The following is a 14497-nucleotide window of genomic DNA, read 5'->3' on the forward strand; positions in this document are numbered from 1 at the left end:
CACGGGACAGGCTGTGTCCATATTAGAAGGAAGAGTGACGGACGACGGGAAGCTCCCGCCCCGTTTGCAACATAAAGATCGAAAAAAAGTCAACATCACGTGCCCGGGCCATGTGGCCGCACAGCGGGCTGGTGACCCATCGCATCGCTGGTGAACCCCACCACCCTTTGCCGGACTTTTTTTGAGGCCATCAGGAAAAACACGCACACATGAAAAAGACCAAAATAGAACAGATACGAAACATCGGCATCATGGCCCACATCGATGCGGGAAAAACCACCGTCACCGAGCGCATCCTTTACTACACGGGGCGGTCCCACAAAATCGGTGAGGTCCATGACGGCGAAGCCACCATGGACTGGATGACCGACGAGCAGGAACGAGGCATCACCATCACCTCGGCGGTCACCACCTGCCAGTGGCACAACAAGCAGATCCAGATCATCGACACCCCGGGCCACGTGGACTTCACCATTGAGGTGGAGCGATCCCTGCGCGTCCTGGACGGCGCCATCGGCGTCTTCTGCGCCGTGGGCGGGGTTCAGCCCCAGTCCGAGACGGTGTGGCGTCAGGCCGACAAATACAAGGTTCCCCGCATCGCCTTCATCAACAAGCTGGACCGCATCGGCGCCGACTTTAACGGCGCGGTGACCGCCATCCGTGAAAAACTCGGGGCCAATCCCGTGGTGATCCAGCTTCCCGTGGGAGCCGAAGAGTCCTTCCAGGGCGTCATCGACCTCATCGCCATGGAGATGATTGCCTGGAACGACGACTCCCTGGGCGCCGAGTTCGAAACCGGTCCCATCCCCGAGGCCATGATCGACGACGCCGAAGCCGCACGGGATGCCATGATCGAGGCCCTCTCCGACGTGGATGAGGAGATCATGGAGGCCTACCTGGCCGAAGAGCCCGTCACCAACGATCAGATCAAGGCGGCCCTGCGCAAGGGGACCATCGACCTCTCCATCGTCCCGGTCCTCTGCGGCACGGCCCTCAGGAACAAGGGCATCCAGCCCCTGCTCGACGCCATCTGCGACTACCTGCCCAGCCCCGTGGACATCCCGTCCGCCCACGGCATCAACCCAACCAGCGGCGAGGCCGTCACCTTTGAGCAGAAGGTCAAAGAGCCCCTCTCCGCCCTGGTCTTCAAGGTCTCCATGATCGAAGGCCGCAAGCTCTCCTTTGCACGCATATACAGCGGCAAGCTCATTGCGGGCAGCGAGGTATTCAACCCGCTGCTGAAAAAAAAGGAGAAGCTCTCCCGAATCCTGCAGATGCACGCCAACCGAAAAGAGCGGGTGGCCGAAGCTGGCCCGGGAAGCATCGTGGGCATCGTGGGCCTCAAGGACACCTCCACCGGAGACACCCTCTGCAACGCCGACAACCAGGTCATCCTGGAGCGTATCGACACCTACGAGCCGGTAATCTCCATCGCCGTGGAGCCCAAGACCCACGCCGACCAGGACAAGCTGGACACGGTTCTGGCCAAGTTCACCACCGAAGACCCGACCCTGAAGGTCCGCACCGACGAGGACACCGGCCAGACCATCCTCTCCGGCATGGGTGAGCTGCACCTGGAGATCATCATCAGCCGCATGCAGCGTGAGTTCAACACCGACGTCAACGTGGGCAAACCCCAGGTGGTCTACCGGGAGAGCATCACAAACGAGACCTCCGCCACCGCCACCTTCGATCGCGAGATGGCCGGTCAGAGCCACTACGGCCAGGTCTCCCTCACCCTCAAGCCCCTGGCCCTGGGCGAGGGCAACCGGTTCGTCAACAGCCTCTCCGAAGAAGAGCTGCCGCCCCAGTTCAGCGCAGCCATCGAAAAAGGGGTCATGGACGCCCTGGACAGCGGGACCCTCCTGGGCTACCCGGTGGTGGATGTGGAAGCCACGGTCACCGGAGCCGACACCCGGGAAGGCCACGGCACCGAGCTGGCCTTCTCCGTCAGCGCCTCCATGGCCATGCGGGAGGCCCTTTCAAACGGCTCCCCCTTCCTGCTGGAGCCGGTGATGGCCGTGGAGGTCTTTGTACCCGACGACTTCATGGGCGAAGTCATCGGCGACCTCAACTCCCGTGGCGGCAAGATCGAAGCCATCAACCCCAACGCGGGCATCCAGGAGATCAACGCAGCCGTGGCCCTCTCCCGGATGTTCGGCTACTCCACCGCCCTTCGTTCCGCCACCCAGGGCCGGGGCAACTTCACCATGAAGTTCTCCCACTTCGACCGCGCCGTGGACAAATAACGGGTCGCCTCACGGCACCCACCCGCATCGCATAAAACATAAAAAAGGGCCGCCTCCCCATGGGAAAGCGGCCCTTTGTTATGTGCGGTGCCTCGCTTAAAAAAAATTCAGTGCCTATTCACCACTCACAATTCACTATTCACCACTTACGTCCCCTTCCGGTTTCGGCTCCTCGGCCTTCTCTTTCTTCTTCTTTTTCTTGCCCGTAATCGATACAAGGGCTTTTTCCACCTCTTTGCGGGAGGCGTCGTCAGGCGCCATCTCCTTTGCACGCTTCAGCTGGAACACGGCGTTGCGGAGGTCCCCTGATGCCCGATAGGAGAGGCCGAGGTGGTAGGCGGACTCATAGGATTTCCCCAGTTTGGCATAGGCATTGCCCAGGTCGTAATGGGCCCGTGCCCCGGGACCGTAATCCCTTGCCAGGGGCAGGAGGCGGTCCACCGCTCCGTCGTAGTCCCCCTCTTCAATAAGGAGGCGCCCCATCCAGAGGTTGCTTTCAAAATCATCCGGATCCATGCTCAGGGCCCCCTCCAGCAGGCGGCGTGACTCCGCAAGCTTGCCCTGATGAAAATAGATCCAACCCAGCCCCTTGAGGGCGTCCTTGTCAAAGGCTCTTTTTTCCAGGACCCGCCGCATGTGAACGGCGGCCTTGTCGTATTTCCCCATGCGATCCATGAGAAGAGCCAGGCCGTACTCGGTATACAAGGGGGCATCGCCCCGCTCCATGGCGTTCATAAACCGTTCTTCAGCCTGGTCCACCGGGGTGTACAGGGCCGTAAGGCGCGCCTTGATCTTCAGGAACTCCGACTGGTCGATGACCTTCCTTCGGGCGTCGAGTTCCTCTTTATGGGCCTCGATCCAGTTGCCGATATAGACAAGCCGGTCTTCCAGGGCGGGGTGGGTGGTGAGGTACGTGGGGATCTCGGAAGGCCCGAACCACTGCTTGGAGCGAATGGTCTTCAGGGCCGTGAGCATCTCCTCTCCGCCGTACCCGGCCTCCATCATATAGGTCATGCCCACCTGGTCGGCCTGCATTTCGTCTTCCCGGCTGTAGGCCAGGGCAGCGCTCTGGGAGCCCGCCAGGGACCCCAGGGTCAGGGCTCCGGCAGCCTCGGAGTTCCCCCCGGCCACCCCCACGAGGATACCGGCGGCCACACCGGCCAGGGTTCCCAGGCCGATCTTTTTGGAACGCTCGATGCGGTCGGAGATATGCCGGCTGTAGACATGGGAAATTTCGTGGGCCACGATGCCCGCCAGGGCCTCTTCCGAAGGGAGCCCCTGGATCAGGCCGCTATGGAAAAACACGTGCCCACCGGGCCCTGCAAAGGCGTTGTACACGTCGCTTTGCACCACATAAAAACGGTACTTGAAGTGCTGCTCCGGAAAGGCCGAGAGAATACGGTTCCCCAAGGTGTTGATATAGTCGCTGACCACGGGATCGTCCACAATCCGGTACTGGGCACGTATCATCCGGATGAACTCTCCGGCCACTTCGTTCTCCTCGCGGATGGTGATGGCCGAGGCCACCTGACCGCAGAGAAACACACACATTATCGCCATGGAGACAGCCCGTAGAAAAGGTCGTCTTCTTTTTTTCATGTACACCTCAACATTGCGCTCGTTTCGTCCTGCAACGGCCCTTTCGGGCCCGACAAAATGCGGCAGGTTCCTTTGAAAATATCATACCTTGCGCCATGCGCTCTGTCTGTGATCCCAGGCACAACCGGGGTTCCCGGCTTCCGACCCGCATCACAGCCAGCCCACTTTAGCACACCCCCTGCTGCCCCACAACCGGCCCCCGGTGGCCCCCCGGCAGGACCCTGCGGGGGGGACACGCCCATCTCACAAGGAACTAACACTCCAATTATACAAGCAATATCTGCACTGCCGTTTTTTGCTCATTTTCTTTGCAAAACCCCTTTTTTATGCTAATCTCCACGACCATGGCACAGATTATCTGCATAGCAAACCAGAAAGGCGGCGTGGGTAAAACCACCACATCCATCAACCTGGCAACGGCCCTGGCCAAGATCGGGAAACGCACCCTTCTTGTGGACTGCGACCCCCAGGCCAACGCCACCACCGGCATCGGGATCGACAAGACAGCCCTCCGGGAAAACCTGTATCACGGCCTCATCGGTGATGCGGACGCACAGGCGCTCATTCATCCCACGGCCGTGGAGGGACTCTCCGTGATTCCTGCCCGGGTGGAGCTCATCGGCTTCGAGGTGGAGATGATGGCCCACGAAGGCCGGGAGCTGGTGATGCGCGAGCTTCTGGAGGAAGTAAAGGAGACCTTTGATTACATCGTCATCGACTGCCCTCCCTCCTTGAGCCTGCTCACCCTCAACGCCATGGCCTCGGCCGACTCCATTCTGGTCCCCCTGCAGAGTGAATTTTATGCCCTGGAAGGGCTCACCCAGCTCATCGACACGGTAAAACGCATTAAGGCCAGCTTGAACCCGCGCCTTCGCATCAGCGGCATCCTGCTCACCATGTTTGACCGCCGCACCAACCTCTCCTTTCAGGTGGCGGAAGAGGCTGAAAAACACTTCAACGACCTGGTCTTCACCACGCGTATCCCAAGGAGCGTCCGGCTCTCCGAAGCGCCGAGTTACGGCGAACCCATCTTTCTGTACGACCCCTCCTCCGTGGGAGCCAAGAGTTACCTGGCCCTGGCCAAAGAGGTGGTCGAGCGGTGATGACACCGTAAGCCCCGATGCCCGACGTAATGTGGCCGGTTGACAACCACCGGCACAAACGCGCCCTTCCACTTTCCGGCCGCCCATGGCCGGAACCTTCGGACGAAACGTCTCGTCCACCATTCAGACACATGGCGCCCGATGGGGGCAAGGCCCGCCCGGCCCTTGCCCCTGTTAACCCGGGACCTTGAGCAGACCCTGCCGTGCAGGGCCGATAACCTTCACCAAGAGAGACGGTGAGATAAAAAACATGACCACTACCGCCAAATCACGCAAAAAAAAGGGCCTGGGCCGAGGGCTCTCCGCCCTGATCCCGGAAAGCAGCCTTCAGCTCGACGACGCCCCGGAATCGTCCCAGGAATTCTTTCGCTGCGACATCCACCGCATCAGCCCCAACCGATACCAGCCCCGGCACACCTTTTCCGATGAAGAGCTTTCGGAACTTGCCGACTCCATCCGGGAGCAGGGCATCATCCAGCCTTTGGTGGTCCGCGCCGCCGAGGCCGGTGCCTACGAGCTGGTGGCAGGTGAAAGGCGCCTGCGCGCCGCAAAGCTGGCGGAACTCGACACGGTCCCCGTGGTGGTCCGCGACGTCTCCGATGCCAAGCTCCTGGAAGTGGCCATCGTGGAGAACATCCAGCGCGAAAACCTGAACCCCATTGAAGAAGCCGACGCGTACCACCGCCTCATGGAACTCTTCTCCCTTACCCAGGAGGAGATGGCCGCCAAGGTGGGCAAGAGCCGCCCGGCCGTGGCCAACTTCCTGCGCCTGCGACAGCTTCCCCCGGAGATCAAAGCCAGCATTCAGGACGGTCGCCTCAGCATGGGGCACGCCCGGGCCCTTTTGGGAACGGACAACCCCCTCACCCAGAAAGAGGCCTTTCGCACCGTCCTGGAAAAGGCCCTCTCCGTCAGGCAGACGGAAGCGCTGGTCCGTCGCCTCAAAACCGAAAACCAGCAACCCGAACAAGAGCCCGAGGTGCCTTCCGCGCACCAACTCCAGCTCGACACCATTGCCGAGCGCCTGAGCCACCGATTCGGCAACAGGGTCCAGATCAAGCAACGGGGGAAAAAGGGCCGACTTGAAATCGAGTTTTACGGCGATGACGACTTCAATCGCCTTCTCACGCTTCTGGAAACAGCCTAACATGAAAATTATCATCGCGCGCACCGCCGGATTTTGCATGGGCGTCAGACGAGCCGTGGAAACGGCCCTGGACGCCTCCAACGGCCAGGACGGCCCCATCTGCACCTACGGCCCCCTGATCCACAACCCCCAGGTCCTGGACCTGCTCAAGGAAAAAGGGGTCCCCGCCATCTCGGAGATCCCCGAACAGGGCGACGGCACCGTGGTGATCCGTGCCCACGGGGTTCCGCCCGAGGCCAAAGAGGCCCTCAAGGACGCGGGCTTTTCCGTCATCGACTCCACCTGCCCGCGCGTGATCAAGGTGCAGCGCATCATCCACCGCTACGCCAAAAAAGGCCACCACGCCATCATCATCGGGGACCGGGACCACCCCGAGGTCATCGGACTCAACGGCTACGCCCACGGCCTGGGCCATGTGGTGGAGACCCTTGACGAGGTCAAGGCCCTCCCGGATTTTGAAAACGCCATCCTCGTGGCCCAGACCACCCAGAACGTGCACTTTTACGACGAGGTCAAGGCGTGGATCGCCAGCACCCACCCCCACTACCTCACCTTCGATACCATCTGCGATTCCACGGAAAAAAGGCAGGCGGACATCCTGTCCATCGCCCAGAACGTCGACGCCGTGGTGGTGGTGGGCGGCAAAAGCAGCGGCAACACCCAGCGCCTGGCAGAACTGGCCAGGGAATCGGGCAAGCTCACCTTTCACATCGAGGACACCGACGAGCTGGACTTAAGCCGGATCAAGCACCTGAAATCCGTTGCCATCACCGCCGGGGCCTCCACCCCCAACTGGATCATCAACAAGGTCTACCGCTTCATCGAAAGCGGCACGGCAAGTGAAAAGGACCTTTTCGGCATCCCGGTCTCGGCCTTGAAGATGGCCTTGCTGCGCAGCAACGCCTACCTCGCCCTGGGGGCGGCCTTTCTCTCCTATGCCTGCTCCATGCTCCAGGGCATCGACCGCTGGCTCATCCCCGCGGCCGTGGCCATGCTCTACGTCCTGTCCATGCACATCTTCAACCACCTCACCGCCATCTCCTCGGACCGTTACAACGACCCGGAGCGAGCCGATTTCTACGACCGAAACAAGTGGCCCCTGGCGGGCTTTGCCTTCACCGGCGGCGGCGTGGGCCTTCTCCTGGCCTACAGCCAGGGCCTCTTTGCCTTTCTCGTGCTGCTGGGCATGAGTCTGGCGGGCCTCTCGTACAACGCCCCGGTGATCCCCAAGCGATTTTTCCAAGGCAGGTACCGATGCCTGCGGGACATCCCCGGCTCCAAGACCATCCTCATCACCGCGGCCTGGGGCACAGTCACCGCCCTGCTGCCCGCCCTCACCAGCGACAACGGGTTCGGTCTCGCCACCCTTCCCGCCCTGGTCTTCGCCTGCGGCATGGTCTTTGCCCGGACGGTCTTCTTCGACATCCTCGACATGCAGGGGGACCGCATCGTGGGCCAGGAGACCTTCCCCATCATCCTGGGGGACAAAAAAACCATCCGCCTGCTCAAGAACCTGCTGGTGGCCCTGGCCGTGATGCTACCGCTTATCAGCGCCCTGGGCATCTTCTCAAGCCTGGGGCTTCTCCTCTGGATCTGCCCGGTGCTGATGTTTGCCCTGCTCATCGCCTACCAGAACCATCTTCTCCTGGCAGGCGTGCAGCTTGAACTCCTCATCGAAAGCCACCTGGTGCTGGCAGGGGTCCTGGCCCTCACCTGGAGCCTCTGCATCGGGTAAAATGGCGGCCCTGCCGGGGGCCAACCTTTTAAAAAGGTTGCCACACAGGTTTTACATATGGATTGGGCGTCGCTCAAGCCGGTGCGAACACAAGCGGGCCTGGCAACCTCCAACCCTTCGTTTCCCCACAAACCACAACGGGCCATCACCGATTCCCATGAATCGGTGATGGCCCGTTTTTTATACCCCGACAGCCCTTCTTCTGCGTTACGCCTGCCAGACCACGCTGAGCTGGTAGCCGTCCCGGAAGGCAGGGGTGTCCCAGGCGATGCCTGTCACCACCTCGCCGTTATGGCAGATGCCGCGATTCAGGATCTCCACTTTTTTAAGGCTCTCGTGAAAGCCCTTGGCGATGTATTTAAGGTAGGCCTCTTTGAGGGTCCAGCGCCGGTACCACTCGGCATCGGAGGCCCCGTTCAGTTCGGCGATCTCACGGGGGGTAAAGGCCACGCGGGCCACATGGGGCATGCGACCGGCCTCCACCTGTTCCAGGTCCACCGCCACGCGCCGTTCCTTTCGGGTGGACACCACGGCCACGGCGTGGTCCCCGGAGTGGCTGATGGAGATGTGGGTGGCTGAATGGTCCGCCAGAAAGGGAGCCCCTTCGGGCTCGGTGTCCACGGTGACGCCCCGGGGTGAAACAGACAACACCTCTGCCGCGGCCTGCTTCACAGCCAGCCTTCCGCAGAGCCACTCCGCCTGTTTTTTCAGCACGCGGAACCCCGATGCGCGTTCGGTCTCGGCATCGGTGAACAAGGTGGAAAGGCCGGAGACCGATTGCAGGTCCACACCGGGCAGGCCCCGTTTCCCGGACGGAAATTCAGGGAGAAATACCCCCATAAAAGCGGCAATATCCACGTCGGCCAGCATCATCCCCCCGTCAAGCCGGGATAAGTGCACCATCTGTTCCAGGGAAGGGTTCACGTCTCATGACTCCTGAATAGGGTTGCGGTTCGTGCCCGATATCCTCTTCGGGCAGCGTATGGTGCCATGTTTGCCAACGGTTGTCAAAACAGGTGCCAGAGAAGAAGGGATTCGGAAAAACGGGCAAAAAGACGAATAAAAAAAGGAAATCATGCCATTCTGCCGTTACCACAAAGAGAACATTTTCTCACATATCGTCCCATACCCCGATACATCGCTATGCCTTGCTCCGAATCCAAGTGTTTTCATCACGTCGCCATGCCACCGAATTTTCTTCATACTAACGATGTGTTATAGCTAACCTCCACACATACCCCGGGGTCCCGACAAAGGCTTCAACCGGAGCACTCATCGCCACAGATTACCCATTCAAGGAATTGACAAGTATTTGACACCAGGAGAACAATATTCTATAATTCCGCGACCCAGTGATCAGGAGACGTTCCGATCACCCCCAAGCCGCCTCCAGGACATCCCGCCCATGCGTTTCAAGCAAGGGGTATCCCAACGGCCCTCCGCTTCCAGCGTTTTCAGGACCCACAATGCTCGTCCCCTAAGTGACGACCGACATTGTGATATCAACAGGTTTTACAGGGAGACGACACATGATTCGAATCAACGAACACTACACCAAACTCAAAGCATCCTACCTCTTTTCGGATATCGCCAAGCGCGTCTCCGCCTTTCAGGAGGCCAACCCTGAGATGGATGTCATCAAACTCGGCATCGGGGACGTGACCCGCGCCCTTCCCCAGGCCTGTGTCGAGGCCTTTCACAAGGCCGTGGACGACATGGCCACCGAAGAGGGTTTCCATGGATACGGCCCCGAACAGGGATACGCCTTCCTGCGGGATGCCATTGCGGAAAACGACTTCCAGAGCCGGGGCGCCGACATCTCCCCGGACGAGATCTTCATCAGCGACGGCGCCAAATGCGACACCGGCAACATCCAGGAGATCTTCTCCGGGGACGCCACCATCGCCATCCCCGACCCGGTCTACCCGGTTTACCTGGACACCAACGTCATGGCCGGGCGCACCGGCGTCAACACCGACGGACGTTACGACGGGGTCGTCTACCTCGACTGCCGGGAAGAAAACGGCTTTATCCCCGCCCTGCCCGAAAAGCCCGTAGACCTCATCTACCTGTGCTTCCCCAACAACCCCACGGGCACCACCATCACCAAAGAGCAGCTCAAGGCCTGGGTGGATTACGCCAAAGAGAACCGCGCCATCATCCTCTATGATGCCGCCTACGAGGCCTTTGTCACCGACCCGAGCATTCCCCGCTCCATCTACGAGGTGGAGGGCGCCAAAGAGGTGGCAATCGAATTCCGCAGCTTCTCCAAGACCGCCGGTTTCACCGGTACCCGTTGCGCCTTCACCGTGGTTCCCAAAGAGCTCAAGGCCTGGGACACCGAAGGCAATGCCCATTCGGTCCACGCCCTCTGGAATCGCCGCCACTGCACCAAGTTCAACGGCGTCTCCTACCCCGTCCAGAAAGCGGCGGCCGCCGTCTACTCTGAGGAAGGCAAGGCCCAGGTCAAGGGACTGGTGGACTACTACCTCAACAACGCGGCCATCATCCGCAAGGAGATGGCAGCCCTGGGATACGAACTGGTGGGAGGGGACAACTCCCCGTACATCTGGATCAACGGCAAATGCGACTCCTGGGAGTTCTTTGACCTGCTTCTCACCAAAGCGGGAGTCGTCTGTACCCCGGGGGCCGGTTTCGGCTCCTGCGGAAACGGGTTTATCCGCATCAGTGCCTTCAACAGCCTGGAAAACGTCGAAAAGGCCATGGCCCGAATTCGAGAGGCATTGAACTAATGTTCACGCCCCCCGCCCCTGACCGGGCGCGGGGGGCACACACAGGAGCATCCTAAATGAACAGATGGCTTTGCCTGAGTATGGTTGTGCTCTTCACCGTTGCAGCCGGTTGCAGCCAGCCCGCCGACAAGGAAACCACCGACACCAAGAAAAGGACCGCCTTTGTCACCATCGGCACAGGTGACATCACCGGGGTGTACTACCCCACCGGTGGGGCCATCGCCAAAATCGTCAATAAAAAGCGGGAGACCTACGGCATTCGGACGACGGTGGAGGCCACCATCGGATCGGTCTACAACGTCAATGCCATCATGTCCGGAGACCTGGAGTTCGGCATTGTCCAGTCCGACCGCCAGTACCAGGCCATCAACGGCATGAAAGAGTGGGACGGAGCGCCCCAGAAAGACCTGCGCGCCGTCTTCTCCATTCACCCGGAATCCGTCACCCTCCTTGCCGCGGTGGACGCCGACATCAAAACCATCTCAGACCTCAAGGGCAAGCAGGTCAACATCGGAAACCCCGGGTCCGGTCAGCGGGGCAACGCCATCGACGCTCTGGAGGCAGCGGGCATCAACTGGCAGACCGACATCAAGGCCAAGTCCGTTGAAGCGGCCAAAGCGCCGGGCCTGCTTCAGGACAAGAAAATCGACGCCTTCTTCTACACCGTGGGCCACCCCAGCAGCGCTTTCAAAGAGGCCACCTCCGGAAGCCGCCCCACGCGGTTTGTGGCCATCACCGAAATCGACGACCTCATCAGGCGCTTCCCCTATTACGCCAAATCCTATATCCCGGCAGGACTCTACCCCGGCGCCGCCAATGAAGAGGACAACCCCACCTTCGGGGTAAAGGCCACCTTCTGTACCTCGGCCAAGATGCCTGACGACGTGGTGTACGCCATCACCAAAGAGGTGTTCGAAAACTTCGAGGAGTTCAAAAAACTCCACCCGGCCTATCAGGTGATCACCAAGAAAAGCATGCTTGAAGGCCTCTCCGCCCCCTTGCACCCCGGGGCCGTCCGGTACTACAAAGAAGCGGGCCTCATGTAAGGCCCCAAAACCGTAAAGGCCATCGAGCGGTTTTCCATGGGCACCCGAGCCTGGTCAGCCCAGGGGCACCATGCCCCAGCAACAGGCACCGGGGCCGACGTTGACGGAGATGGCTGCCCCGGCCTCCACCACGTGGATGGTGTGCACCTCCTTTCCCAGGGCATCGGCCAGCCTGTTCCGCAGGTAAAAGGCGCTGGCCTCGGCATCGCAATGACACACCCACACCTCCAGGGCCCCTTCGCCCCGCAAACGGGCGGCACAGGCGACCATCTCATCCAGGGTCCGGGTCATGCCCCGGACCTTGCAGACCAGGGCCAGCCCCCCATCCCGCATCTCCAGGAGGGGTTTGATATCCAGCATGCCACCCAGCACCGCCGAAAGTCCCCCCAGCTTTTTTCCCCGCTTGAGCCAGGAAAGGTCGTCCACGACAACCTGGATCACCCCCGATGCAAAGGCAGATCCCAAAGCCTCCCTCATCCCCTCCATGCGCCCGTGTTTTTTCAGGTACCGAACGGCCATCAGGGTGTACATGGCCTGACCGATACTTACCGAGCAGGTGTCGACCACCGTCACGCGCTCGGCATCGGCCGGATCAAGGAGCTTCAGGGCGTTTCCCGCGGATTCCCGGCAATCTGAAAGCCGGGCGGAAAGATGAAAGGAGATCACCCGGTCATAACGGGCCAGGAGGAAGTCGTAGAGATCCGCATACGCGGCAGGTGCCGCGGCACGGGTGACGACCTCGGCCCCCTTCTTCATATGCACCAGCAGCTCGGACGGGGTGATGGTAACCCCGTCCAGGTGGTCCACCCCGTCCACCACAACATGCACGGGCACGCACCGTATCCCCAGTTTTTCAGCCACCCCGGCCGGAAAGTCCGCGGTGGAATCCGTGACAATAGCTATTCTCTGTCCCATGGGGCTCCTGCGTCCTTTGTTTCGGGTATTCTATGGTTAATGTCAGCCTCAAAAGCTCATTGCCCATTGAATTTAGGAACCTGCCGGCTTGCCGGTAAGGCCCAAACGGTCAAGCCGGTGTATCTGTGGCGTTGCGCCGGGCACGCACCGCTGTTTTCTCCTTCCGGCAATAGCAGATGAGCCTCCCGGAAGGCTCCAGCCCCGGACGCATGATCAGCACGCCCTTTCCCTCGCCGTTGACCCGGGCCAGGGGGATGTCCCCGTCCCTGAGCTCCTCCACCTCCTTCTCCGTAAGGAAGGCCTGCCCCTTTTCCATGCGCCTCACCGCCTCGATGATAAAAAAACCGTCGGAAAAAGCCACATGGGCCACGTTGTCCTTGCCGGTGAGGAGGGTCTCTTCAGCCCTGCGGGCCACCCCCCGATACACCCGCCCAGGGGCCATGTGGGAGGCCGCCCGCAGGGCCACCAGCTCATTCAGGGCGTTGTTCCGCGTCAGGGCCACCAGCCGGTCGTACCCCTCCCGTGACGCCTCTTCGTACACATCGGCGCTGAGCATATCGGCGCACACGGTCTGAAACCCCTGATCCGTGGCCAGGGAACAGGCATCCCGCCGCGTCTCAAGAAAAGCCACGGGCACGTGCAGGGAGAGAAGCCGGGCAAACTCCCGGCTCATGGGGTTGGACCCCACCAGGAGGATGCCGGTCTGGGCCTGGGGCACCCGTACTTTCAACAGGGAGGCCAGAGGGCGGCACAACACCGTGGCCACCACACCGGAAAAAAAGATAATGGCCATGGTCTGGTTAAGAATCACCTTCATCTCGTAGGGGAAGCCGGGCAGCTCAAAGGCAGCGTAGGAGGCCGTGGCCACCGCCACGATGCCCCTGGGCCCGATGATGCCCATGTACCAGCGCTCCCGAAGGGTCACATCCGACCCGGCCATGGCCAGGTGCACGGCCAGGGGGCGTACCACCGCCCCCAGGATAATGGCCACGGCCAGCATGGTGGGCCAGAGGTGCAGAAGCTCCAGTGGATTGACAAAGGCGGAGAGCATCACGAACATGGTGCTGATAAAGAGGCTGGCGATCTGATCCTTGAAGTGGCGGATCCCCACCACCGCGTCACCGCACTTCAGAGAGAGGTACATGCCGGCGACCACAACGGCCAGGGGCCCTGAGGACTCCACCAGCTCACCGGAGAGGAAAAAAAGGGCCACGGCCCCGCCAAAGGAGGCGATACCCGACAAGGTGGGGTCTTTCAATTTTTCCAGCCATGCCACAATGTGCTTAAGCAGCATGCCCCCCGCAAGGCCCACGAGGCTTCCGGCAAAGGTTCCCAGAAGCAGATGGGAAAAGACCCCGGCGGTGATCACCCCTCCCTTGGAGACAAGTATCAGCTCCAGGGCCAGGGCGCTCACCATGACCCCGATGACGTCCCCCCAGAGGGACTCCCAGTTCAACAGCGTCTCCAACCGCTGGTTCAGGGCCACGCTCTTGAGAATCGACCCGATGACCGTGGGGCCTGTCACCACGATAAGGGCGCCGAAAAAAGCGGCAAAAAGCCAGGGAATGCCCGTGAGATAGTGGCAGAGAAAGGCTGCGGCCCCTCCGGTGATGGGGATGGTGATAAACAGAAGGCGCCTGATGGCCTTCTTCTCCATGCGAAACCCCTGGATGGAGAGGGAGAGCCCCCCTTCAAAGAGAATGATGGCAACAGCGATCTCCACCATGGGGGCGATGCCCCCGCCGATGGCCGCCTCCGTGCGGATCAGGTTGAGCCCGGCAGGGCCGAAGGCAAAGCCGCAGATCAGGTAGAACACAATGGCGGGAATTTTGTACGCCCTTGAGATAATGTACGAAAAGACCCCCAAGGCGATGGAAAGAGAAATCGTCTGGAATGCGTCGTGGGACATCACCACCCCTGTCGTTCATGAGTGTTTTTCCATGGGATTGC

10 protein-coding genes are annotated in these 14497 nt (G+C 60.8%); 6 read left to right on the plus strand and 4 right to left on the minus strand.

What is annotated here, in order from left to right:
* Positions 1–209 precede the first annotated feature (209 nt).
* Positions 210–2249, plus strand: coding sequence for an elongation factor G (fusA, locus tag ACOYW0_RS08660; protein WP_482418121.1), 2040 nt, complete (start codon positions 210–212; stop codon positions 2247–2249).
* A 135-nt stretch (positions 2250–2384) separates the two neighbouring features.
* Here the strand turns inward: fusA and ACOYW0_RS08665 are convergent, their stop codons facing one another.
* Complete coding sequence (locus tag ACOYW0_RS08665) at positions 2385–3809, minus strand: M48 family metalloprotease (RefSeq protein WP_482418122.1); 1425 nt, start codon at positions 3807–3809, stop codon at positions 2385–2387.
* Positions 3810–4192: 383 nt separating this feature from the next.
* Here ACOYW0_RS08665 and ACOYW0_RS08670 point away from each other — a divergent pair, with 383 nt between their 5' ends.
* The 3 genes from ACOYW0_RS08670 to ispH all read left to right on the plus strand — a co-directional run bounded on the left by ACOYW0_RS08670 (position 4193) and on the right by ispH (position 7833).
* On the plus strand, positions 4193–4951 hold the full coding sequence (locus ACOYW0_RS08670) for a ParA family protein (protein ID WP_482418123.1): 759 nt from the start codon (positions 4193–4195) through the stop codon (positions 4949–4951).
* Between the two features lie 250 nt (positions 4952–5201).
* Positions 5202–6098, plus strand: coding sequence for a ParB/RepB/Spo0J family partition protein (locus tag ACOYW0_RS08675; protein WP_482418124.1), 897 nt, complete (start codon positions 5202–5204; stop codon positions 6096–6098).
* Position 6099: 1 nt separating this feature from the next.
* Positions 6100–7833 (plus strand): 4-hydroxy-3-methylbut-2-enyl diphosphate reductase, encoded by a 1734-nt coding sequence (ispH, locus tag ACOYW0_RS08680; protein WP_482418125.1) that lies wholly within the window; start codon positions 6100–6102, stop codon positions 7831–7833.
* A gap of 207 nt (positions 7834–8040) precedes the next feature.
* Here the strand turns inward: ispH and ACOYW0_RS08685 are convergent, their stop codons facing one another.
* Positions 8041–8757 (minus strand): 4'-phosphopantetheinyl transferase family protein, encoded by a 717-nt coding sequence (locus ACOYW0_RS08685; protein WP_482418126.1) that lies wholly within the window; start codon positions 8755–8757, stop codon positions 8041–8043.
* Between the two features lie 605 nt (positions 8758–9362).
* On the opposite strand from ACOYW0_RS08685, the gene ACOYW0_RS08690 reads away from it, so the two are divergent.
* Together ACOYW0_RS08690 and ACOYW0_RS08695 are read left to right on the plus strand one after the other, a co-directional pair.
* On the plus strand, positions 9363–10586 hold the full coding sequence (locus ACOYW0_RS08690) for an LL-diaminopimelate aminotransferase (protein ID WP_482418127.1): 1224 nt from the start codon (positions 9363–9365) through the stop codon (positions 10584–10586).
* 56 nt (positions 10587–10642) lie between these two features.
* On the plus strand, positions 10643–11632 hold the full coding sequence (locus tag ACOYW0_RS08695; RefSeq protein WP_482418128.1) for a TAXI family TRAP transporter solute-binding subunit: 990 nt from the start codon (positions 10643–10645) through the stop codon (positions 11630–11632).
* A gap of 54 nt (positions 11633–11686) precedes the next feature.
* Here the strand turns inward: ACOYW0_RS08695 and ACOYW0_RS08700 are convergent, their stop codons facing one another.
* Positions 11687–12547: a DegV family protein gene (locus tag ACOYW0_RS08700; protein WP_482418129.1), complete on the minus strand. Its 861-nt coding sequence runs from the start codon at positions 12545–12547 to the stop codon at positions 11687–11689.
* A gap of 109 nt (positions 12548–12656) precedes the next feature.
* Positions 12657–14456, minus strand: a complete 1800-nt coding sequence (locus ACOYW0_RS08705; protein WP_482418130.1) for a cation:proton antiporter — start codon at positions 14454–14456, stop codon at positions 12657–12659.
* Positions 14457–14497 lie beyond the last annotated feature (41 nt).

This window comes from Desulfoluna sp. HI9BLuna (genome assembly GCF_056829775.1).